Here is a 23,373-nt window from a genome sequence, read left to right as displayed (position 1 = left end):
CAGGGGGCGTGCGCAGGACCGAATCGGGTATACTCCCGCTCTTTAAATCGCAGCCCAAGAAACAGGTGAATTTCGTGAGCCAGCCTACGCCAGCCGTGCGTACCTTCCAAGACTTGATCCTCGCCCTCCAGCAATACTGGGCCGAGCAAGGTTGTGTGGTACTTCAGCCCTACGATATGGAAGTAGGCGCCGGCACTTTCCACACTGCCACGTTCCTGCGCGCCATTGGCCCGGAAACCTGGAACGCCGCTTATGTGCAGCCCAGTCGTCGCCCGACTGACGGCCGCTACGGTGAAAACCCGAACCGTCTGCAGCACTACTATCAGTTCCAGGTAGTGCTGAAGCCGAACCCGGACAACTTCCAGGAACTGTACCTGGGCTCCCTCAAGCACGTGGGTCTGGACCCGCTGGTGCATGACATCCGTTTCGTCGAAGACAACTGGGAGTCGCCAACGCTGGGCGCCTGGGGTCTGGGCTGGGAAGTCTGGCTCAACGGCATGGAAGTGACTCAGTTCACTTACTTCCAGCAAGCGGGCGGCATCGAGTGCTACCCGGTGACGGGCGAGATCACTTACGGTCTGGAGCGTCTGGCCATGTACCTGCAAGGCGTGGACTCGGTCTACGACCTGGTCTGGGCTGACGGTCCGTTCGGCAAGGTGACCTACGGCGACGTGTTCCACCAGAACGAAGTGGAGCAGTCGACCTACAACTTCGAACACGCCAACGTCGAGAAGCTGTTCGAACTGTTCGACTTCTATGAAAGCGAAGCCAAGCGCCTGATCGAACTCGACCAGCCGCTGCCGTTGCCGAGCTACGAAATGGTGTTGAAGGCTTCCCACACCTTCAACCTGCTGGATGCGCGCCGGGCGATCTCGGTGACCGCGCGTCAGCAATACATTCTGCGTGTACGCACCCTGGCGCGTTCCGTTGCGCAAGCCTATCTGCTGGCTCGCGCCAAGCTCGGCTTCCCGATGGCGACCCCGGACCTGCGTGATGAAGTACTGGCCAAGCTGGAGGCTGCACAATGAGTGCTCAAGATTTTCTGGTTGAACTGGGCACCGAAGAACTGCCACCCAAAGCCCTGAACACCCTGGCCGAGGCATTCCTGGCCGGTATCGACAAAGGCCTGCAAGCCGCTGGCCTGAACTACGAGAGCAAAACCGTCTACGCCGCGCCGCGTCGTCTGGCCGTGCTGATTACCGCGCTGGCGACCCAGCAGCCGGATCGCAGCATCAACCTCGACGGCCCGCCACGTCAGGCTGCGTTCGATGCCGAAGGCAACCCGACTCAAGCAGCCCTGGGCTTCGCCAAGAAGTGCGGTGTAGAACTGAGCGAAATCGATCAGAGCGGCCCGAAGCTGCGCTACAGCCAAAGCATCGCCGGCAAGCCGACCGCGAGCCTGATGCCGACCATCGTCGAAGATTCCCTGAACGACCTGCCGATCCCCAAGCGCATGCGCTGGGGTGCTCGCAAGGAAGAATTCGTTCGCCCGACCCAATGGTTGGTGATGCTGCTCGGTGACCACGTCATCGACTGCACCATCCTCGCCCAGAAGGCCGGCCGTGATTCCCGTGGTCACCGCTTCCACCACCCTGAAAGCGTGCGCATCACCTCGCCGGCCAACTACCTGAACGATCTGCGTGCTGCTTATGTACTGGCCGATGCCAACGAGCGTCGCGAGCTGATCAGCAAGCGCACCGAAGAACTGGCGACGATGCAGGAAGGTACGGCCATCGTGCCGCCAAACCTGCTCGACGAAGTGAACGCGCTGGTTGAATGGCCGGTGCCGCTGGTGTGCTCGTTCGAAGAACGTTTCCTCGACGTGCCGCAAGAAGCGCTGATCACCACCATGCAGGACAATCAGAAGTACTTCTGCCTGCTGGATGCCGACGGCAAGTTGCTGCCTCGTTTCATTACCGTGGCCAACATCGAAAGCAAGGATCCACAGCAGATCATCGCCGGTAACGAGAAAGTGGTTCGCCCACGCCTGACCGACGCCGAGTTCTTCTTCAAGCAAGACAAGAAGCAAAAACTCGAAGAATTCAATCTGCGTCTGCAGAACGTGGTGTTCCAGGAAAAACTCGGCAGCGTCTACGACAAGGCCGAGCGCGTGTCGAAGCTGGCGGCCTACATCGCCGCTCGCATCGGCGGCAATGCTTCCTGGGCGGCGCGTGCCGGCCTGCTGTCCAAGTGCGACCTGGCGACCGAGATGGTCGGTGAGTTCCCGGAGATGCAAGGTGTCGCCGGTTACTACTACGCCCTCAACGACGGCGAGCCGGAAGACGTCGCCCTGGCGCTGAACGAGCAGTACATGCCGCGCGGTGCCGGCGCTGAACTGCCGACCACCCTGACCGGTGCGGCCGTGGCCATTGCCGACAAGCTCGACACCCTGGTGGGCATTTTCGGTATCGGCATGCTGCCGACCGGCAGCAAAGACCCGTATGCCCTGCGCCGCGCCGCGCTGGGTGTGTTGCGGATCCTGATCGACAAGAAGCTCGACCTCGACCTGAACGACGCCGTGGCCTTCGCCGTGAATGCGTTCGGTGCCAAGGTCAAGGCTGCCGGGCTTAATGATGCCGTGCTGGAGTTCATCTTCGACCGTCTGCGTGCCCGTTACGAAGACGAAGGCGTGGACGTCGCGACCTACCTGTCGGTACGTGCCCTGAAGCCGGGTTCGGCCCTGGACTTCGACCAGCGTGTACAAGCGGTAGAAGCGTTCCGCAAATTGCCGGAAGCCGCTGCCCTGGCCGCCGTGAACAAGCGCGTGTCGAACCTGCTGAGCAAAGTCGAAGGCTCCGTGCCGACGGTCGTTGAAGCCAAGTACTTCGACAACGCCAACGAGTTCTCGCTGTATTCGGCGATCCAGCAGGCAGACCAGGCTGTGCAGCCAATGGCCGCTGCCCGTCAGTACAGCGAATCGCTGGCGCGTCTGGCCGCATTGCGCGAACCAGTGGATGCGTTCTTCGAGGCCGTGATGGTCAACGCCGAAGACGCCAAGGTGCGAGCCAACCGCTATGCGCTGCTGGCGCGTCTGCGTGGGTTGTTCCTCGGCGTCGCCGACATTTCGTTGCTGGGCTGAGGAGCTGCTGTTGAAACTGCTGATTCTCGATCGGGATGGGGTGATCAATTACGACTCCGACGCGTACATCAAGTCGGTGGAGGAGTGGATTCCACTCCCCGGTTCGATCGAAGCGATCGCGCAGTTGAGCAAGGCCGGCTGGACGGTGGCGGTCGCCACCAACCAGTCGGGCATCGCTCGCGGCTATTACGACATCGCCACCCTGGAGACCATGCACGCCCGCTTGCGCGAGTTGGTGGCAGAGCAGGGCGGCGAAGTCGGTCTGATCGTCTATTGCCCGCACGGGCCAGACGATGGCTGCGATTGCCGCAAGCCAAAACCCGGGATGTTGAAAACCATCGCCGCGCATTACAACGTTTCGCTGACGAATCTATGGTTCGTCGGCGATACTCTCGGTGACCTGGAGGCCGCCAAAGCCGTCGACTGTCAGCCAGTTTTGGTAAAGACCGGGAAAGGCGAAAAGACTCAGGGCAAGACCCTACCGGCAGGCACCTTGATTTTTGACGATCTGGCGGCGATTGCCGCAGAACTTATCCACAACTAAGGCTCTTCTGACATCCTGGCCAAGGACTGATCGGGAGTGCGCTTGAATAGGCGGGCAGTGCCCGCAACGGTAAATGTCGCCATGTCGATACTGCAGGCCATCAGAACTTTCCTCTTTTACCTGCTGCTGGGCACCAGTTCGTTGCTCTGGTGCACCCTGAGCTTTTTTATCGCGCCGTTTCTGCCGTTCAAGGCGCGTTATCGCTTTATCAACGTGTATTGGTGCCGCTGCGCCTTGTGGCTGAGCAAAGTCTTTCTGGGTATTCGCTACGAAGTGAAGGGCGCCGAGAATGTGCCTGAACAGCCCTGCGTGATTCAGTCCAACCACCAGAGCACCTGGGAGACGTTCTTTCTCTCGGCCTACTTCGAACCGTTGAGCCAGGTGCTCAAGCGCGAACTGCTCTACGTGCCGTTCTTCGGCTGGGCCATGGCCATGCTGCGGCCGATCGCCATCGACCGCGACAACCCGAAAGCCGCGCTCAAGCATGTAGCGAAGAAGGGCGATGAACTGCTCAAGGACAATGTCTGGGTGCTGATTTTCCCGGAGGGGACTCGCGTTCCCTACGGCACCATCGGCAAGTTCTCCCGAGGCGGCACCGCGTTGGCCGTCAATGCGTCATTGCCCGTGCTGCCAATTGCACACAATGCCGGCAAGTTCTGGCCAAAAACCGGTTGGGCCAAAAAGCAGGGCGTGATCACCGTGATCATCGGCGCGCCGATGTACGCCGAGGGTAGCGGGCCACGGGCCATCGCCGACCTGAATGACCGGGTGCAGGCCTGGAACGAACAGATGCAGCGCGAAATGGGTTCGCTGCCAGCAGCCCCGGCAGCACCGAGTGCGACCGACCAAGTGACTGTCTGAAGATCTGTGGATAACCTGTGTACCGTTTCGTTGAAAATCGCTGTATTTAGTTTTTAAGCTTTTGATTTTTATACATATTTCTTAAGCAAATAAAACTTCGGAAAACGTGCATAAGTTTTTTTCGGACGTAAAAAAACCGGCTGATATAGCCGGTTTTTTTATGCCTGTAAAAATGATCAGGCTCACTCGCTCAAAAGGGGTAGCTGGACACTGAACGTCGTGCCTTGTCCTACCACGCTATGACAGGAAATCCGCCCGCCGTGACGATCCACCACCGCCTTGACCATGGACAACCCCAACCCCAGGCCGTCACTGCCGTGAGCCGATGCAAAGCGTCGATACTGACTGAACAGCTCGGGAAGCTCTTCGACGGCAATCCCTCGGCCCTGGTCGACGATCTCGCACGTTAACCAACCCTCGGTACAACTCACCCGCACGGTGATCCGCGAACCCGCCGGACTGTACTTGATGGCGTTTTCCAGCAGGTTAAACAGTGCCCGTGTCAGTAACGACTGATCGGCCAGGACCAGCGCTTCAGCATCTTCGTCGAGGTCATGCAGCAACTGAATGTTCTTCAGATGAGCGATGCTCGAGGCCTGGTCGAAAGTATCGAGCAGCAACATCGCGAACATGCTCGGCTGAAACTGATAGGCCTCGGATTCAGCCTTTGCCAACTGCACAAAGGCCTCGGTCAGGTTCAGCGCCTTGCGCACTTGTAACTCGATCTGACTGAACACTTGAGTGTCGCCAGACATCTGATGCCGCTGAACGTCGAGCAAAGCCAGAATCGCCGAGTGGGGGGCCCTCAGGTCATGAGACAGAAAACGCAGCAACACAGCCCGCTGCTCCTCGGCGTCCCGTTCGACGCTCAAGTCAGTGAGGCTCAGTAACCAGCCAATCACCGAGTCGCCTTCGGCCGGCAACAGCGGCGCCAGGTCCAGACGCAGGCTGCGTGCCTGAGTGTCACGAAACTCCAGCAGCTCCAGGGTCGACAACGCCGGCAGCGTTCCATCGGACGGCACCGGGTAACCCAACTCGCTCAGTTGCTCGAGCATCTCCTCGCCCACCAGGCTGCTGGAAAATATCTCCCGAGCCTTACGGTTGGCCAACAGAATGCGCCCATTCGGATCGCTGATCAGCGTCGCCACCGGCAAGTACTCAAGGCCATCGGCAATGAAACGCCGGGTGTCACGTGTCCGGCTCATGGCCTGTTCCAGCGCGACGATTTGCCCTTGCAGCACATCGCCAGCCGGGGCCTGGGTCCGGCGGCGTTCGGGAAACACTTTCGGCTCGCTGTCCAGACGCGCCAGTTCCCAGCCGAAATAGGCGAGCACCGCATTCAGCCTTCGCCAATTCCAGATCAGGTAACCCAACAGCATACCCAGCAGACTCGCGGCCGGTGACCACCACCAACCAAGACGCAACAGCAGGCTCGAACCCAGCAGCGCGACCGCCATTGCCCCCAGGGTCAGCCATAACGCGCGACGCGGACGCACCAACATCAGGCCCAGCAACTCACCGACAATCACCACCGATAACAACGCCGCCAAACGTTCATCGAGAGCCACAATGTTGCGCTGTTGCAGCAACCCATTGAGGATATTTGCCTGAATTTCGATGCCCGGGGTGGTGCCCATGCTCGCCGATTGCGGTGTCACGTAACGGTCCCCCAAACCTGGAGCGGTGGAGCCGATCAGGATCAAGCGATCGCGCAGCAATTCGGGCGGGACTTCACCGCGCAAGACGCTGACGTAGGGCACACTGGGAAAACCCGCATCGGAACGGATGAAAGGAATCCGTATTTTGTGGGCTCGCTGCCAGCCTTGCGTCGACGGCAGGGCAGGGGTCCCGGGCATCGGTACATTTACCTTGTCGGCAAGGGTCTGTTCGTACAGCAGCCAGGCCAGTTGCGCGCGTGTTTGTTGTGCCGGTCCTTCGCTTAAGTACACACTGCGAACGATCCCGTCGGCATCCGCTTGGGCATTGATGTGCCCGATGCCTTTGACGCAATGGCTCAGTGGCGCCACCGGTTCAATTTCCCCCAAAGGCTGTCCATAACGCGCCACGCCTTCACGCAGCAACGGCACGAAGACATTTCCGGCACGGCAGGCCGCCTGGGCCAGAAGCTGATCGTTGCCGGGATGGCTATCGGGCTCGCTGAAAATCACGTCGAACAGAATGCCTTTGGCGTTCGCAGCGCCTAGCCGATCAAGCAACTGCGCGTGCATGGCCCGCGACCAAGGCCATTTGCCTAGCTGCTGCAAGCTGTAGTCATCGATCGTGACGATGAGTATTCGTGGGTCCACCGGCAGCGGGCTCAGCCGACGCAGGTTGTCATACAGCAGATTGCTCAAGACCAGGCCATGGGTCATGGACAGCACTGCCGTCAGCGGCAACAGGATCAGGCTGACCCACAGCCACTCGCGGACCATCCGCCGAAACAGCCGCTGAGCCTGGGTCGGCTCGCGGCCGTCCTTCCTTGGGCGGCCCTTCATCGGTCGTCGGCCAGGGCGCTATTGGACACGCGTGGTCCTGGGGTAATAGAAAATGTCATACACCCCGGTCTCTCCTTCTAACCCCTGAGCGTCATACGCCGACAGGCGAACATGGTAGAACAACGCCTTCAACCCGCTGAATTTGACCTCGGGCGTGCTGGAAAACTGCTCTTGCTTGATGTCCAGAAAAGCCGCGTCGGTGGCCACTTGCGCCCGATAACGCGTGGCGCCTTCGATGGGCTTCATGATCAATTGCCAGACAGGCACATTACCCGTTTGACCGGCCTGCCCCAACAAACGTGGGGCAGGTAACAAGTCGATTGGCGTCAACGTGCCTTGTTTCTGAATACGCAAGCCCTGACGGGCCATGACCTGGACTTCATCATCCTCAGGGCCCTGAGTCCGTTTGGCAGTGGAGCGGGCAGAGCGGGGGCGCGACAGTTCCTCATCACGATTGACCGCCACTTGCCCATTCAGCACTTCCAGTAATGCCTGGCCACCATCATCGTTGCGCACCCGGAAGTGCGTACCCCGTACGCCCAGTACACCGACCGGCGTGACGATCTGAAAACGATCATGGTCGCTGGCATGCTTGATCACATACGACTCGACCTGACCCTGCTCGAGGATAACCTGAGGGATCGAATGTTCTTCATTGAGGTGTAGCGTGATCTGGGAGCTGGAAGGCAGCACTACCCGCGAGCCATCGCCCAGGGAAAGGCTGACAAACGCCGAAGGCGAGGTCTTGATGCCTTCCTGCTCGTCGATCGGCATGCCTTCCTGCAGTGACGTCTGTTTACCTTTGGCATCCAGCTTCCAGGCTTCGCCAGTCAGATGTTCGACAGTCGCGGGCAGCGGTTGGCCGCGACATTGTTGATTATCATCGATATAAGGCAGACGTTTTGCCGAGGCCGCAGCCGCCGATGCACTCTGGGTGAACAATTCCATCAACCCGGCAACCAGTAAAAGACAAACGCCAGAACGGCGTGGGAGCAATAAGGTCATGAGGTTCATGGATTGGCTTTTATGCTCTTATACAAATCATGCCGGGAAACGCCCGCGCTGACGCACGATACCTGACCGGATGCTCTGGCAGATAGCCATGGGTGCAAAGGAAAGGAAATGACACATCCCTGTGTCGGAACCGAGCAGGCACTCCATGTGTTTTTCCCCTGAACTGCAGACCCGCCGAAAACCGGCGATCGACGGTCCTGCAGTTTGGCATTGACGCTCCCTGCGTCGGAGCACATCCCAATGCCCCTGTGCCGCTCAGCGAAAACGAATTTACCGGTATAAGCGACCTTGCGCGGTCATTCTCAATATTTGTTCAGAATTGACTGAAGGCGCCTAAAACACCCAACGTTGTTGCGCCGAACGAATGTCGAGCTGGGCGGCTTCCGCCTGTGCGGAGTGCACCGGGGCAAAGCCTGGCGAGTCGCCCATCACCGTGTTCGTCTCTGCCGGGCCGAAGTAACGCGGTGCAACATTCTGCTCGATGACAGATATTGACTGGACCATGGTGCATCCCAATCCGAGACCCGCGGCCAACATCAACGCTGTTAATCTTGTAAACCCGTTAAAGATAATCTTTAGACGCATTTTTTCCCACAGTCCCTCTGGAGCATTCTGCCGATAATTCATCGCCTACCGGCTAAGTGATATCAGCGTATCCACACTTGGGAAGTTCACAGCAATTCGCCACAATTGTTCAGATTCAACCAATCAGCCTAAACTCCCGCAGGAATTTTCTTAACCGTTGCACTTACGAGATGAAGGAAGCACTCGGCATGCGTGTCGCAATACTGGATGACGAACCCGCCGAACTCCGCCGGGTGGAACAGACACTGCGACAGATCCCCGTCACGGGGGAGCAGACGTGGACGTTGCACAGTTTCGAGCGGGGAGAGGACCTGTTACGGCAACTTCGCCGGGAAACTTTCGATCTGCTGATCCTCGACTGGCAATTGCCCGACATCAGCGGTCTGTCGTTGTTGCGCTGGACCCGGGAACACATGGACTCACCACCGGCCGCGATCATGCTCACCAGTCGCGATACCGAAAGCGATATCGTCCAGGCCTTGAACACCGGAGCCGACGATTACGTGAGCAAACCGTTTCGTCCTAACGAGCTGATGGCTCGGGTGAGCGCCGTGCTTCGTCGGCATGGACTGCAACGCGCGGCAGCCACCGAAATACTCACATTCAATGACCTCGAATTCGACGACGCCGAACTCACTGTCACCCGTGCCTGCACCCCCATCAGCCTGACCGAACGGGAATACCGTCTCGCCCGCTGCCTGTTCGCCAATCTGGGCCGACCTTTGTCCCGTGAATACTTGTATGAGCGCTTTTGGACCCATGAAGAAATCGTGTCCTCCCGGCCTCTGGATACTCATATTTATCGCCTGCGCAACAAGCTGGGTCTGACGGCTGATCGCGGTTGGCAACTGCTGACGATTTACGGGTATGGGTATCGGCTTGAGAGCGTAGCGACTGCCAGCGAGTGAACAGCTGTTACATTCCTTCGATCAATAAAAAAGGCCAACGCATAGCGTTGGCCTTTTTTGTTTTAGCGGTCCTGCCGGATCAGAAGTCCAGGTTGGACACCGCCAAGGCGTTGCTTTCGATGAAGTCACGGCGAGGTTCGACCGCATCACCCATCAGGGTGTTGAAGATCTGGTCGGCGCCGATGGCGTCTTCGATGGTCACTTTGAGCATGCGGCGCGAGCCCGGATCCATGGTGGTTTCCCACAGCTGATCAGGGTTCATCTCACCCAGACCTTTGTATCGCTGGATGGTATGACGCTTGGTGCTTTCGGCCATCAACCATTCAAGGGCTTCCTTGAATTCGGTGACGGCTTTCTTGCGTTCGCCACGCTGGATATAAGCGCCATCGTCCAACAGGGTGCTCAGTTGAGCGCCCAGGGAAACGACGGTCTTGTAATCGTTGCTGCCGAAGAAGTCGCGGTTGAAGGTGACGTAGTTCGACAGGCCGTGGGAGATCAGTTCGACCTCTGGCAGCCAGACGTTACGTTCACGGTCTTCGCGCAGGCTGGCCTTGTAGACCAGGCCGGACTTCTCGACGGTGCGCAGGCGAACTTCGTACTGAGCCAGCCAATCCTGCATCGCTGCGTGATCGGACAGTTGCTCCATGCTCACGGCTGGCAGGTAGATGAAGTGCTCGGTCAGTTCCTGCGGGTACAGGCGCGACAGGCGCTTGAGGGTCTTCATCACCAGACGGAAGTCATTCACCAGACGCTCGAGAGCTTCACCGGAGATACCCGGGGCTTCTTCGTTCAGGTGCAGGCTCGCATCTTCCAGGGCCGACTGCGTCATGTACTCTTCCATGGCGTCGTCGTCTTTGATGTATTGCTCTTGCTTGCCTTTCTTCACTTTGTACAGCGGCGGCTGAGCGATGTAGATGTAGCCACGCTCGATAAGCTCCGGCAGCTGACGGAAGAAGAAGGTCAGCAGCAGGGTACGGATGTGCGAACCGTCGACGTCAGCATCGGTCATGATGATGATGTTGTGATAACGCAGCTTGTCGATGTTGTACTCGTCGCGACCGATGCCACAGCCTAGCGCGGTGATCAAGGTGCCCACTTCTTGCGAAGAGATCATCTTGTCGAAGCGCGCCTTCTCGACGTTCAGGATCTTGCCCTTCAATGGCAGGATGGCCTGGGTCTTGCGGTTACGTCCCTGCTTGGCGGAGCCGCCAGCAGAGTCACCTTCCACGAGGTACAGTTCGGAAAGGGCAGGGTCTTTTTCCTGGCAGTCCGCCAGTTTGCCCGGCAGGCCGGCGATGTCCAGCGCGCCTTTACGACGGGTCATCTCACGGGCTTTACGCGCCGCTTCACGAGCACGCGCCGCGTCGATCATCTTGCCGACGACCAGCTTGGCTTCGTTCGGGTTTTCCAACAGGAAGTCGGAGAAGTACTTGCCCATTTCCTGTTCGACCGCGGTCTTCACTTCGGAAGACACCAGCTTGTCTTTGGTCTGGGAGCTGAACTTCGGATCCGGCACTTTCACCGAAATGATCGCCGTCAGGCCTTCGCGGGCATCGTCACCGGTGGTGGCGACTTTGTGCTTCTTCGCCAGGCCCTCAGCTTCGATGTAGGTGTTCAGGTTACGCGTCAGTGCCGAACGGAAACCCACCAGGTGAGTACCGCCATCGCGCTGTGGAATGTTGTTGGTGAAGCACAACAGGTTCTCGTTGAAGCTGTCGTTCCACTGCAGGGCGATTTCCACGCCGATGCCGTCTTCACGCTGGATGTTGAAGTGGAACACCTGATTGACCGCAGTCTTGTTGGTGTTCAGGTATTCAACGAATGCACGCAGACCACCTTCGTACTTGAACAACTCTTCCTTGCCGCTGCGCTCGTCCTTGAGGACGATGCCGACACCGGAGTTGAGGAAGGACAGTTCGCGAATCCGCTTGGCCAGGATGTCCCAGCTGAAGTGGATGTTCTTGAAGGTGTCAGCTGAAGGCTTGAAGTGAATCTGGGTACCGGTGGATTCGCTGTCGCCAACGATTTTCATCGGTTCTTGCGGAACACCGTGGACGTAGGTCTGTTCCCAGATCTTGCCGCTGCGGCGAACGGTCAGGACCAGTTCTTCGGACAGGGCGTTAACCACCGATACACCTACACCGTGCAGACCACCGGAAACCTTGTAGGAGTTGTCGTCGAACTTACCGCCGGCGTGCAGCACGGTCATGATGACCTCGGCCGCCGAAACGCCTTCTTCTTTATGCACGTCTACCGGGATGCCACGACCGTTGTCGCGAACAGTGATGGATTCATCCGGGTGGATGATGATGCTGATGTCGTCGCAGTGGCCGGCCAAAGCTTCGTCGATCGAGTTATCGACCACCTCGAACACCATGTGGTGCAGACCGCTGCCATCGTCGGTGTCACCAATGTACATACCGGGACGTTTGCGTACGGCATCCAGGCCTTTCAGCACTTTAATGCTCGTTGAGTCGTACGTATTTTCTTCGCTCAATGCCTTCACTCCCGATGGTCGTGGGTCTGGGTGATACGGCCCTGTTCCACGTGGAACAAAGCGACTGGCGTTTCCGTCTGCCAGCCTTCCCTCAATAATTCGTGATCTACACAGGTGATAAAAACCTGGCAGCGTAAGTCTTCCAGCAAGCGACAAAGCGCGCGACGGTGGTGCTCGTCCAGTTCGGACGGCAAGTCATCCACCAGATAAATACACTGGCCGCGTCGGGCCTGGCTGACCAAGTGCCCTTGGGCAATCCGCAATGCACAGACCACCAACTTCTGCTGACCACGGGACAAAATGTCCGCGGCGTTATGTGCGCCTAATCGGAGACGCAAATCAGCCCGTTGTGGTCCGGCCTGGGTATGACCCATTTGCTGATCCCGCTGAAGGGATCCAGCGAGCACTGCACTCAACTCACGGTCTTTGTCCCAGCCTCGGTAATAGCTGAGCGTCAAGCCCTCAAGCTCAACCAGTTCGCTCAAGGTCTGTTCAAAGACTGGTTTCAAGGCTTTGATGTAAGCGCGGCGGTATTCATCTATTTCATCGCTGGCCTGGCACAGTTCCCTGTCCCAAACCGCTTGCGAAACGGCGTCAAGTGTACCATGCCGCAGCCAAGAGTTTCTCTGGCGCAAGGCCTTCTGCAAGCGCTGCCACGTAGACATGAATCGCGGTTCCACGTGGAACACACCCCAGTCGAGAAACTGCCGGCGAATCTTCGGCGCGCCTTCCAGCAGGCGGAAGCTGTCCGGGTTGATCAACTGCAGCGGCAGAATCTCCGCCAGTTGTGCCGCACTACGGGCGTTCTGCCCGTCGATACGTATCTGGAACTCTCCCTGACGATCGCGAGATATCCCCAATGCGCTGTGCCCACCCTCGGCCAATTCGACCTGGCCAAATACTGTGCACGCCAATTGTTCGTACTGAATAACCGGCAACAGGCGGGTGCTACGAAACGAACGGGCAAGCCCCAGCAGATGAATGGCTTCCAGAACACTGGTTTTGCCGCTGCCGTTGGCGCCGTAAAGAATGTTGATTCGGGGGGAGGGGGAGAAGGTCACCGGGTGCAGATTGCGCACCGCGGTGACCGAGACGCGACTTAAGGACATCTAGCTTCTGCTGAGCATGATTACAGACGCATCGGCATGACAACGTAAGCCGAGTCGTCGTTGTCGGACTCTTGCACCAGCGCACTGCTGTTGGAGTCGGACAGGATCAGGCGAACCTGCTCGGTGGTCATCACGCCCAATACGTCGAGCAGGTAGCTCACGTTGAAGCCGATTTCCAGAGAGCCGCCGTTGTACTCAACGCCCACTTCTTCTTCCGCTTCCTCCTGCTCCGGGTTGTTCGCCTGGATCTTCAGCTGACCATTGGCCAGTTGCAGACGGATGCCGCGGTACTTCTCGTTGGACAGAATCGCGGTACGGCTGAACGCTTCACGCAGGGCCTGGCGATCGCCGAGTACCAGCTTGTCGCCGCCTTTAGGCAGAACGCGCTCGTAGTCAGGGAATTTACCGTCAACCAGTTTCGAGGTGAAGGTGAACTCGCCGGTGGTAGCACGGATGTGGTGCTGGCCCAGCACGATGCTGACGTTGCCGTCCGGTTCGGTCAGCAGACGTGCCAGTTCCAGGATACCTTTGCGTGGCACGATGACCTGATGACGATCCGGCTGACCGATATCGGCCTGCATCGAGCACATGGCCAGACGGTGACCGTCGGTCGCCACAGCGCGGATGATCCCGGCCGAGACTTCCAGCAGCATGCCGTTGAGGTAATAACGCACGTCCTGCTGCGCCATGGCGAAGCTGGTGCGTTCGATCAGGCGACGCAGTTTGCTTTGCTCAAGGCTGCAGGTCAGCGAACCCGGGCCTTCTTCCACCGTCGGGAAGTCGTTGGCCGGCAGGGTCGACAGGGTGAAGCGGCTACGGCCGGCCTTCACCACGAGCTTCTGCTCATCGACCTTGATGTCGATCAGCGCGTCGTTTGGCAGGCTCTTGCAGATGTCCATCAGCTTGCGCGCAGGCACAGTGATGGAACCCGGGTCTGCAGGCTCTTCGAGTTGCACACGACCGACCAGCTCGACTTCCAGGTCGGTACCGGTCAGCGACAGTTGCTGGCCTTCGACAACCAGCAGCACGTTGGAAAGCACCGGCAAGGTCTGTCGGCGCTCGACGACGCCTGCGACCAGTTGCAGGGGTTTCAACAGGGCTTCGCGTTGAATGGTGAAATGCATGGTCTAGTCCCTTGCCTTAATAAGCTGCGCTGGTGTTCATCAAGTGGTCAGTGTACGCAGCAGGTTCTTGTAGTCCTCGCGGATGTCCGCGTCGGATTCCTTAAGCTCGTTGATCTTGCGGCAGGCGTGCAAAACAGTCGTGTGGTCGCGGCCGCCAAACACATCGCCGATTTCCGGCAGGCTGTGGTTGGTCAATTCCTTGGACAACGCCATAGCGACCTGACGCGGACGTGCTACCGAGCGTGAACGACGCTTGGACAGCAGGTCGGAGATCTTGATCTTGTAATACTCAGCGACGGTGCGCTGAATGTTATCCACAGAGACCAGTTTATCTTGCAACGCCAACAAGTCTTTCAGGGATTCGCGAATCAACTCGATGGTGATGTCGCGACCCATAAAGTGCGAGTGGGCGATCACGCGTTTGAGCGCGCCTTCCAGCTCACGGACGTTGGAGCGAATACGCTGGGCGATGAAGAATGCCGCGTCGTGTGGCAGATCGACTTTGGCCTGGTCGGCCTTTTTCATCAGGATCGCTACACGGGTTTCCAGCTCCGGCGGCTCGACGGCAACCGTCAGGCCCCAGCCAAAGCGGGATTTAAGGCGTTCTTCAAGGCCTTCAATTTCTTTCGGATAGCGGTCACTGGTGAGAATGACCTGCTGGCCACCTTCGAGCAGGGCGTTGAAGGTGTGGAAAAACTCTTCCTGCGAACGTTCCTTGCGAGCGAAGAACTGAATGTCATCGATCAGCAACGCATCCACCGAACGGTAGAAGCGCTTGAACTCGTTGATCGCGTTCAACTGCAGCGCCTTGACCATGTCGGCCACGAAACGCTCCGAATGCAGGTACACGACCTTGGCATTCGGGTTCTTCTTTAATAGGTGGTTACCCACAGCGTGCATCAAGTGGGTTTTACCCAAACCGACGCCACCATAAAGGAAGAGCGGGTTGTAACCGTGCTTGGGGTTGTCCGCCACCTGCCAGGCCGCAGCCCGTGCCAGTTGGTTGGACTTACCTTCGACGAAGTTCTCGAAGGTGAAAGTGCGGTTCAGGTAGCTGGTGTGCTTGAGCGCACCTTCGACCTGCACCGTGCGCTGCTCGGAACGAACCGGGGCCTGTTGCGAACTGGCGCCGGCCATAGGGTCGAAGCTGTCGCGGGACGGCTCTTCACTGACCTCGGCAACTTTTTGCGTCGAACGCTTGGTCGGTGCCGCCGCCGGAGCAGGGGCTGGAGCGCTGACCGGTGCGGCCGCCGCCTGAGCCTGGGACGCCGCTGCGGCCAACGGGGCATTGGGTGCCGCACGTGGTGCCGAACTGCGTTTGCTGCCTATTAATAAGGAAAGCGCCGGCGCCATGCCATTGCCGTGCTCATCCAGCAGTTCAAGGACGCGGCCCAGGTACTTTTCGTTGACCCAGTCGAGAACAAAACGATTCGGTGCGTAGACACGCAACTCGTCGCCTTCGGCTTCGACCTGTAGCGGGCGGATCCAAGTGTTGAATTGTTGGGCAGGCAGCTCATCGCGCAAAAGCTCCACGCACTGCTGCCAAAGTTCCACTGACACGGATATCCCCTAAGTTGAAAGCCGGTGAGGCAAAAACAAGCGGTCATTGTAGCGGCCAGACGCCCACTTATCCACATGCAGGTTGCGCACAGGGCATGAATTATCAACGCGTTAACCCTCAAAAAGAAGACCAACGGTATGTGCATAAGCTCTGTGGATAACCGCCCATGAGGGCACTGGACAAGTGGGGGCGAAACTCGGTGGATAACCTGCCTGTGGATAACTGACCTTTTCACACACAGCTTATCCGATAGCGCAGCACAGGCTGATCACCGTTTTCCACTGTAGTTGTCATTCTCTGTACATCACGGTTTTTAAGGGCTTAAGGCAGTTATCCACAGATGATCGCGTGCCTAGCTTTTACAAGCTTTACAGAAAAGCTTTAAATAATTCCCTTCTTTATTTCTATATCTAGCGAACGACCTGCGGACGAGCAAATCCTCTGGAGATCTATTTATAAGGAAACGTTGGTTGGAAATTGACCTAGAGGCTTGCTTTCTCTAGAATCCCCGGTCTCTTAAAACGGGGGCCATTCCGGCCCGTTGTGGACGAACCAGGTAACACGACAATGAAACGTACTTTCCAACCAAGCACTATCAAACGCGCTCGTACCCACGGTTTCCGTGCTCGCATGGCTACCAAGAACGGTCGTGCCGTCCTGTCGCGTCGTCGCGCCAAAGGTCGTGCGCGTCTGGCAGTTTGATAATCCGGCACTGGAGGTGAGTCAGGACTTCAGTCGGGATAAGCGTCTGCTTACTCCCCGGCATTTCAAGGCAGTCTTTGACTCCCCTACCGGCAAGGTTCCGGGGAAAAATCTCCTGCTCCTTGCGCGCAATAACGATCTTGATCACCCCCGTCTCGGGCTGGTTATCGGGAAAAAGAGCGTAAAGCTCTCCGTCGAGCGCAATCGCCTCAAACGTCTGATGCGCGAATCGTTTCGCCTGAACCAGGATTCACTGGTCGGTTGGGACATTGTTATCGTCGCGCGCAAAGGTTTGGGTGACGTAGAAAACCCCGAATTGATTCAGCATTTCGGCAAACTCTGGAAACGTCTGGCACGCAGCAAGCCGGTACCAGCGGTCAAAGCCGAAACTGTAGGGGTAGACAGTCCCGATGCGTAAACTGGCACTCGTTCCGATCCAGTTTTATCGCTATGCCATTAGTCCCCTGATGGCCAATCACTGTCGTTTCTACCCCAGTTGTTCCTGCTACGCGTTAGAAGCCATAGAAAATCATGGCCTTCTGCGCGGTGGCTGGCTGACCTTTCGTCGTTTAGGTCGCTGTCATCCGTGGAATCCCGGTGGTTATGACCCGGTTCCACCTATCCCTACCTCCCGTTCTTCTTCGATGGCCGAGTAATCATGGATATCAAACGCACGATCCTGATCGTCGCCCTGGCAATCGTGTCCTACGTTATGGTTCTTAAATGGAACCAGGACTATGGCCAGGCTGCCCTGCCGACTCAGAATGTTGCTTCCAGTACTACCGCACCGGGTCTACCGGATACGGCGACTGGCAATAATGCTTCCGCCAGTGACGACATCCCGCGCGCCGCAAGCGATACCAGTGCAACTGCACCTGCTGAAACGCCAGTGGCTGCAAGCAAAGACCTCATCCAGATCAAAACGGATGTGCTCAACCTGGCCATCGATCCACAAGGTGGCGATGTTGCCCAGTTGACGCTGCCGCTGTATCCACGTCGCCAGGACCATCCGGAAATTCCATTCCAGTTGTTCGATAACGGCAACGAGCGGACTTATCTGGCTCAGAGCGGCCTGATCGGCACCAATGGTCCGGACGCAAGTCCTGCCGGTCGTCCGGTTTACTCCTCCGAGAAGAAGATTTATCAACTGGCTGACGGTCAGGACCAATTGGTCGTAGACCTGAAGTTCAGCAAGGACGGCGTCAACTACATCAAGCGTTTCACCCTGAAACGTGGCCTGTATGACGTAACCGTTTCCTACCTGATCGACAACCAGAGCGCTCAGCCCTGGTCCGGTGCAATGTTCGCGCAACTGAAGCGTGACGCCAGTTCCGATCCTTCTTCCAGCACTGCCACCGGCACCGCGACTTACCTGGGCGCCGCCCTGTGGACAAGTAACGAGCCGTACAAGAAAGTGTCGATGAAGGACATGGACAAGGCTCAGCTGAAAGAAACCGTCAGCGGTGGCTGGGTTGCCTGGTTGCAGCACTATTTCGTGACCGCGTGGATTCCGGCCAAGGGCGAAAACAACGTCGTCCAGACCCGTAAAGACAGCAAAGGCAACTACATCATCGGCTACACCGGTCCTTCTCTGACCGCAGCGCCAGGTGCCAAAGTTGAAACCAGCGCCGTTCTGTACGCAGGTCCAAAAAGCCAGGCTGTGCTGAAACAGTTATCCCCAGGTCTGGAACTGACCGTCGACTACGGCATTCTGTGGTTCATTGCCCAGCCAATCTTCTGGTTGCTGCAACATATCCACGCACTGGTTGGTAACTGGGGCTTCTCGATCATCTTCCTGACCATGCTGATCAAGGGGATTTTCTTCCCGCTGTCGGCCGCCAGCTACAAATCCATGGCGCGCATGCGTGCAGTGGCACCGAAACTGGCCGCGCTGAAAGAGCAACATGGCGAAGACCGGCAGAAAATGTCGCAAGCCATGATGGAGCTGTACAAGAAAGAGAAGATCAATCCACTGGGTGGCTGCTTGCCAATCCTGGTGCAGATGCCGGTTTTCCTTTCGCTGTACTGGGTTCTGCTGGAAAGCGTGGAAATGCGCCAGGCGCCATTCATGCTGTGGATTACTGACCTGTCGATCAAGGATCCGTTCTTCATTCTGCCGATCATCATGGGCGCAACCATGTTCATCCAGCAGCAGTTGAACCCGACGCCTCCGGATCCAATGCAGGCCAAGGTGATGAAGCTGATGCCAATCATCTTCACCTTCTTCTTCCTGTGGTTCCCGGCCGGTCTGGTACTGTACTGGGTAGTGAACAACTGCCTGTCGATCGCCCAACAGTGGTACATCACTCGTAAGATCGAAGCGGCTACCAAAGCAGCTGCCTGATTTACACTGTGGATAACCACTCAAAACGCCCCCTAGTGGGGCGTTTTGCTATCTGTCACTTTTGTCTGGATACCGGTTTATGAGCGTTCCTCGTGAAACCATCGCTGCCGTTGCCACCGCTCAAGGTCGCGGCGGTGTGGGCATCGTCCGTATTTCCGGGCCGCTGGCGAGTGTGGCGGCCAAAGCCATCAGCGGCCGCGAGCTGAAACCGCGGTTCGCCCATTACGGCCCGTTCCTCAGTGAAAACGAAGAGGTGCTGGATGAAGGCATCGCGCTGTATTTCCCGGGACCGAATTCGTTCACCGGCGAAGATGTGCTGGAGCTGCAGGGTCACGGCGGCCCCATCGTCCTGGATATGTTGCTCAAACGCTGCCTGGAACTGGGCTGCCGTCTGGCCCGACCGGGTGAATTCAGCGAACGCGCCTTCCTCAATGACAAACTCGACCTGGCTCAGGCCGAAGCCATCGCCGACTTGATCGAGGCGAGTTCTGCACAGGCTGCACGAAATGCTCTGCGTTCGTTGCAAGGTGCATTTTCCCAACGTGTGCATAACCTTACCGAGCAATTGATAGGCCTGCGCATTTACGTCGAAGCGGCTATCGACTTCCCTGAAGAAGAAATCGACTTCCTCGCCGATGGCCACGTGCTGAGCATGCTGGACAAAGTGCGCGATGAATTATCCACAGTGCTTCGTGAAGCCGGGCAGGGGGCCTTGCTGCGTGACGGCATGACGGTAGTCATTGCCGGTCGGCCGAATGCCGGCAAGTCCAGCCTTCTGAATGCCTTGGCCGGACGTGAAGCCGCGATCGTGACCGAGATTGCCGGCACGACCCGGGATATTCTTCGCGAACATATCCACATCGATGGCATGCCGTTGCATGTGGTCGACACTGCCGGGCTGCGGGATACCGATGATCAGGTCGAGAAAATCGGCGTCGAAAGGGCATTGAAAGCCATCGGCGAGGCGGATCGGGTATTGCTGGTGGTCGACGCTACGTCTCCCGAGGCCCTTGATCCATTTGCTTTGTGGCCTGAATTCCTCGAAACCCGCCCGGATCCGGCAAAAGTGACGCTGATTCGTAACAAGGCAGACCTGACGGGTGAAGCGATTGCCCTGGAAGTCAGTGACGATGGCCACGTCACGATCAGCCTCAGTGCCAGGTCCGCCGGCGAAGGCCTGGAGTTGTTGCGCGAGCATCTCAAGGCCTGCATGGGTTACGAGCAGACCTCTGAAAGCAGCTTCAGTGCTCGCAGGCGTCACCTGGAGGCACTGCGTCACGCGAGTGCGTCCCTCGAACACGGCCGCGCGCAGCTGACGTTAGCGGGTGCCGGTGAACTGCTGGCCGAAGATTTGCGGCAAGCCCAGCAGTCTTTGGGCGAAATCACCGGGGCATTCAGCTCCGATGATCTGCTGGGCAGGATCTTCTCCAGCTTCTGCATCGGTAAATAGTCCTTCTGCGTTACCCACAGACAGGCCTTTCTGGCCTGTCTGCCCCTCTTCTTCTGAAATAGCCCTCCGCTCCCGAGCAGATTTTTCTGTTCGGGCGGATTTTCCGTGCCCGGGATTTGCTCGGTAAGCCCTTTTCTGTGGATTAAGCCCTGTGAATAACTGCCGCTAAGGGCAGTTGATAACAGGGCCTAAAAACTGAAGATAACCGCCTCTGTGGATAACCACCCCTTTCATCCACAGGCTTACACCGGTTATCCAAGGGCCTCCTCGGCACATGACCACAGGGTTTTGAATCTCTGTACACATTGAAAATAAAGGCCTGTATGAATCTATCCACAGAAAGGTAGGTCAGTAGAAATAAACATTAAAACAAAGATTTAATAAATTTCTCTCTTTTTAATTTCTATAACCCCGACTTCTCCACAGCTGGTTAAATTTTGTGCAAAGGGTTCTTTAGGAAGGGCGAAGTCCCTATACTTGCCGACCAGGTCCAAGAACCTGAGCTCAAACTATTCCGGATTACCTGACTAAAGCAGGCACGAGGTGCGTGGTGGATTTCCCTTCCCGTTTTGAAGTGATCGTCATCGGCGGCGGTCATGCCGGTACCGAGGCAGCACTTGCATCAGCACGTATGGGGGCAAAAACCCTGTTGCTGACGCATAACGTGGAAACCCTCGGTGCCATGAGCTGCAACCCCGCGATTGGTGGGATCGGTAAAAGCCATCTGGTCAAGGAAATCGATGCCCTGGGCGGCGCGATGGCCATGGCTACCGATAAAGGTGGTATTCAATTTCGCGTATTGAACAGCCGCAAAGGCCCGGCCGTGCGTGCAACTCGCGCCCAGGCAGATCGGGTGCTGTACAAGGCCGCTGTCCGCGAAGCTTTGGAAAACCAGCCGAACCTGTGGATATTTCAACAGGCCGCGGACGACCTGATCGTCGAACAGGAACAAGTGCGCGGCGTTGTCACGCAAATGGGCCTGCGTTTCTTCGCCGACTCCGTGGTGCTGACGACGGGCACCTTCCTCGGTGGACTTATCCACATCGGCATGCAGAATTATTCCGGTGGTCGCGCCGGTGATCCGCCTTCGATTGCTTTGGCACATCGTCTGCGTGAACTGCCATTGCGTGTCGGTCGCCTGAAAACCGGTACTCCGCCGCGTATCGACGGTCGGTCTGTGGATTTCTCGGTCATGACCGAGCAAGCCGGTGATACGCCGATCCCGGTCATGTCGTTCATGGGCTCCAAAGAACAGCACCCGAAACAGGTCAGCTGCTGGATCACCCACACCAACGCCCGGACCCACGAAATCATTGCCGCCAACCTCGACCGTTCGCCGATGTATTCCGATGCCGGGTTGATCGAAGGCATCGGCCCACGTTATTGCCCATCGATCGAAGACAAGATCCACCGCTTTGCCGACAAGGAAAGCCACCAGGTCTTCATCGAACCGGAAGGGTTGACCACTCACGAGCTGTACCCGAACGGGATATCCACATCCTTGCCGTTCGACGTGCAATTGCAGATCGTGCAATCGATCCGCGGCATGGAAAACGCGCACATCGTGCGTCCGGGCTACGCCATCGAGTACGACTATTTCGACCCGCGTGACCTGAAGTACAGCCTGGAAACCAAAGTCATCGCCGGTCTGTTCTTCGCCGGGCAAATCAACGGCACCACCGGTTACGAAGAAGCCGGCGCCCAGGGTTTGCTGGCTGGAGCCAACGCCGCACTGCGAGCCCAGGGCAAAGATGCCTGGTGCCCGCGTCGTGATGAAGCGTACATCGGCGTTTTGGTTGACGACCTGATTACCCTCGGTACCCAGGAACCGTATCGGATGTTCACATCCCGTGCCGAATACCGCTTGATTCTGCGCGAAGACAACGCCGACCTGCGCCTGACCGAAAAAGGTCGCGAGCTGGGTCTGGTGGATGACGCGCGTTGGGCGGCTTTCTGCAAAAAACGCGAAAGCATCGATCTGGAAGAACAACGCCTGAAAAGTACCTGGGTTCGCCCGGGCACCGAGCAGGGCGATGCGATTGCCGAGAAGTTCGGCACGCCGCTGACCCACGAATACAATTTGCTCAACCTGCTGAGCCGTCCGGAAATCGACTACGCTGGTCTGATCGCCGTGACTGGCGGGGGCGCAGAAGATCCACAGGTCGCCGAACAGGTCGAAATCAAGACCAAATACGCCGGTTACATCGACCGTCAACAGGATGAAATCGCACGCCTGCGGGCCAGCGAAGACACCAAATTGCCTGTGGATATCGATTACACGAACATCTCCGGTCTCTCCAAGGAGATCCAGAGCAAGCTCGGTGCGACCCGTCCAGAGACTTTGGGCCAAGCGTCGCGTATTCCGGGCGTGACCCCAGCGGCGATTTCGCTGTTGATGATTCATTTGAAAAAACGCGGCGCGGGCCGTCAGTTGGAGCAAAGCGCTTGAGTTCGTTGGTTACCTCGCAACATGCAGAAGAGTTATCCACAGGTGCTCGCCAGCTCGGTGTCACACTGACGGAAACCCAGCGCGCTCAGCTGCTGGGTTATCTGGCCTTGTTGATCAAATGGAACAAGGCTTACAACCTGACCGCCGTGCGCGATCCGGACGAAATGGTCTCCCGTCACCTGCTCGATAGCTTGAGCGTGATGTCGTTCGTCGAAAATGGTCGCTGGCTGGACGTTGGCAGCGGCGGAGGCATGCCGGGTATTCCGTTGGCGATCCTGTTTCCTGAGTCCCAGGTGACCTGTCTGGACAGCAACGGCAAGAAAACCCGCTTCCTGACCCAGGTCAAACTCGAACTCAAACTGGATAACCTGCAAGTTATCCACAGTCGCGTCGAAGCCTTCCAGCCTGAACTGCCATTCAACGGGATCATTTCCCGGGCGTTCAGCAGCATGGAGAACTTCAGCAACTGGACTCGCCATTTGGGCGACGCCGATACACGCTGGCTGGCAATGAAGGGCGTTCATCCCGCCGATGAGCTGGTAGCATTGCCGGCAGACTTCCACCTCGATAGCGAACACGCCCTGGCCGTACCCGGTTGCCAAGGCCAACGCCATCTGCTGATACTGCGCCGCACGGCATGATTGGGAACAC

General features: G+C 57.7%; 19 protein-coding genes. 12 read left to right on the top strand and 7 right to left on the bottom strand.

Annotated elements, in window-relative coordinates; genetic code table 11:
- Nucleotides 1–74 precede the first annotated feature (74 nt).
- From glyQ to F475_RS03170, 4 genes are all read left to right on the top strand, one after another.
- A complete protein-coding gene (gene glyQ / locus F475_RS03185; protein ID WP_003213601.1) occupies nucleotides 75–1,028 on the top strand; it encodes a glycine--tRNA ligase subunit alpha in 954 nt (317 codons plus the stop codon).
- Nucleotides 1,025–3,079, top strand: coding sequence for a glycine--tRNA ligase subunit beta (gene glyS / locus F475_RS03180; RefSeq protein WP_111453119.1), 2,055 nt, complete (start codon nucleotides 1,025–1,027; stop codon nucleotides 3,077–3,079). The genes glyQ and glyS overlap by 4 nt, the downstream gene beginning before the upstream one ends.
- Nucleotides 3,080–3,083: 4 nt before the next feature.
- On the top strand, nucleotides 3,084–3,623 hold the full coding sequence (gmhB, locus tag F475_RS03175; RefSeq protein ID WP_167331188.1) for a D-glycero-beta-D-manno-heptose 1,7-bisphosphate 7-phosphatase: 540 nt from the start codon (nucleotides 3,084–3,086) through the stop codon (nucleotides 3,621–3,623).
- Between the two features lie 81 nt (nucleotides 3,624–3,704).
- Nucleotides 3,705–4,484 (top strand): 1-acyl-sn-glycerol-3-phosphate acyltransferase, encoded by a 780-nt coding sequence (locus tag F475_RS03170; protein WP_018927315.1) that lies wholly within the window; start codon nucleotides 3,705–3,707, stop codon nucleotides 4,482–4,484.
- 182 nt (nucleotides 4,485–4,666) lie between these two features.
- Here the strand turns inward: F475_RS03170 and F475_RS03165 are convergent, their stop codons facing one another.
- From F475_RS03165 to F475_RS30390, 3 genes are all read right to left on the bottom strand, one after another.
- Nucleotides 4,667–6,979: a CHASE2 domain-containing protein gene (locus tag F475_RS03165; RefSeq protein WP_111453118.1), complete on the bottom strand. Its 2,313-nt coding sequence runs from the start codon at nucleotides 6,977–6,979 to the stop codon at nucleotides 4,667–4,669.
- An 18-nt stretch (nucleotides 6,980–6,997) separates the two neighbouring features.
- Nucleotides 6,998–7,984 (bottom strand): FecR domain-containing protein, encoded by a 987-nt coding sequence (locus F475_RS03160; RefSeq protein ID WP_371924227.1) that lies wholly within the window; start codon nucleotides 7,982–7,984, stop codon nucleotides 6,998–7,000.
- 342 nt (nucleotides 7,985–8,326) lie between these two features.
- Nucleotides 8,327–8,497, bottom strand: a complete 171-nt coding sequence (locus tag F475_RS30390; protein WP_177431085.1) for a hypothetical protein — start codon at nucleotides 8,495–8,497, stop codon at nucleotides 8,327–8,329.
- 269 nt (nucleotides 8,498–8,766) lie between these two features.
- Here F475_RS30390 and F475_RS03145 point away from each other — a divergent pair, with 269 nt between their 5' ends.
- On the top strand, nucleotides 8,767–9,486 hold the full coding sequence (locus F475_RS03145) for a response regulator transcription factor (RefSeq protein ID WP_111453149.1): 720 nt from the start codon (nucleotides 8,767–8,769) through the stop codon (nucleotides 9,484–9,486).
- Between the two features lie 79 nt (nucleotides 9,487–9,565).
- On the opposite strand, the gene gyrB is transcribed toward F475_RS03145, so the two are convergent.
- From gyrB to dnaA, 4 genes are read right to left on the bottom strand one after another with little or no spacing between them, the layout of a single operon-like run.
- Nucleotides 9,566–11,983 (bottom strand): DNA topoisomerase (ATP-hydrolyzing) subunit B, encoded by a 2,418-nt coding sequence (gyrB, locus tag F475_RS03140; protein ID WP_007934319.1) that lies wholly within the window; start codon nucleotides 11,981–11,983, stop codon nucleotides 9,566–9,568.
- Nucleotides 11,984–11,988: 5 nt separating this feature from the next.
- On the bottom strand, nucleotides 11,989–13,092 hold the full coding sequence (gene recF, locus F475_RS03135) for a DNA replication/repair protein RecF (RefSeq protein WP_018927321.1): 1,104 nt from the start codon (nucleotides 13,090–13,092) through the stop codon (nucleotides 11,989–11,991).
- 20 nt (nucleotides 13,093–13,112) lie between these two features.
- Complete coding sequence (dnaN, locus tag F475_RS03130) at nucleotides 13,113–14,216, bottom strand: DNA polymerase III subunit beta (RefSeq protein ID WP_007903001.1); 1,104 nt, start codon at nucleotides 14,214–14,216, stop codon at nucleotides 13,113–13,115.
- Between the two features lie 39 nt (nucleotides 14,217–14,255).
- The gene (dnaA, locus tag F475_RS03125) at nucleotides 14,256–15,776 is read right to left on the bottom strand and encodes a chromosomal replication initiator protein DnaA (protein ID WP_007934322.1); all 1,521 of its coding nucleotides are present in this window, start codon (nucleotides 15,774–15,776) and stop codon (nucleotides 14,256–14,258) included.
- 568 nt (nucleotides 15,777–16,344) lie between these two features.
- On the opposite strand from dnaA, the gene rpmH reads away from it, so the two are divergent.
- The 7 genes from rpmH (at nucleotide 16,345) to rsmG (ending at nucleotide 23,363) form a co-directional block, all read left to right on the top strand.
- Nucleotides 16,345–16,479: a 50S ribosomal protein L34 gene (gene rpmH, locus F475_RS03120; protein ID WP_003213577.1), complete on the top strand. Its 135-nt coding sequence runs from the start codon at nucleotides 16,345–16,347 to the stop codon at nucleotides 16,477–16,479.
- 16 nt (nucleotides 16,480–16,495) lie between these two features.
- On the top strand, nucleotides 16,496–16,897 hold the full coding sequence (rnpA, locus tag F475_RS03115) for a ribonuclease P protein component (RefSeq protein WP_026286513.1): 402 nt from the start codon (nucleotides 16,496–16,498) through the stop codon (nucleotides 16,895–16,897).
- Nucleotides 16,890–17,135 (top strand): membrane protein insertion efficiency factor YidD, encoded by a 246-nt coding sequence (yidD, locus tag F475_RS03110; protein ID WP_003213574.1) that lies wholly within the window; start codon nucleotides 16,890–16,892, stop codon nucleotides 17,133–17,135. The genes rnpA and yidD overlap by 8 nt, the downstream gene beginning before the upstream one ends.
- Before the next feature lie 2 nt (nucleotides 17,136–17,137).
- Nucleotides 17,138–18,823 (top strand): membrane protein insertase YidC, encoded by a 1,686-nt coding sequence (gene yidC / locus F475_RS03105; protein WP_018927323.1) that lies wholly within the window; start codon nucleotides 17,138–17,140, stop codon nucleotides 18,821–18,823.
- Between the two features lie 79 nt (nucleotides 18,824–18,902).
- On the top strand, nucleotides 18,903–20,273 hold the full coding sequence (gene mnmE, locus F475_RS03100; RefSeq protein WP_111453115.1) for a tRNA uridine-5-carboxymethylaminomethyl(34) synthesis GTPase MnmE: 1,371 nt from the start codon (nucleotides 18,903–18,905) through the stop codon (nucleotides 20,271–20,273).
- A 550-nt stretch (nucleotides 20,274–20,823) separates the two neighbouring features.
- Complete coding sequence (mnmG, locus tag F475_RS03095) at nucleotides 20,824–22,722, top strand: tRNA uridine-5-carboxymethylaminomethyl(34) synthesis enzyme MnmG (protein WP_111453114.1); 1,899 nt, start codon at nucleotides 20,824–20,826, stop codon at nucleotides 22,720–22,722.
- Entirely contained in the window at nucleotides 22,719–23,363 is a 645-nt protein-coding gene (rsmG, locus tag F475_RS03090) for a 16S rRNA (guanine(527)-N(7))-methyltransferase RsmG (protein WP_111453113.1), read from the top strand. The genes mnmG and rsmG overlap by 4 nt, the downstream gene beginning before the upstream one ends.
- The last annotated feature ends 10 nt before the right edge of the window (nucleotides 23,364–23,373 follow it).

The organism is Pseudomonas sp. URMO17WK12:I6, assembly GCF_003253625.1.
Taxonomy (GTDB): Bacteria; Pseudomonadota; Gammaproteobacteria; order Pseudomonadales; family Pseudomonadaceae; genus Aquipseudomonas.
Note: the sequence above shows the minus strand (reverse complement) of the source record. Positions and strands in the feature narration are given on the sequence as shown.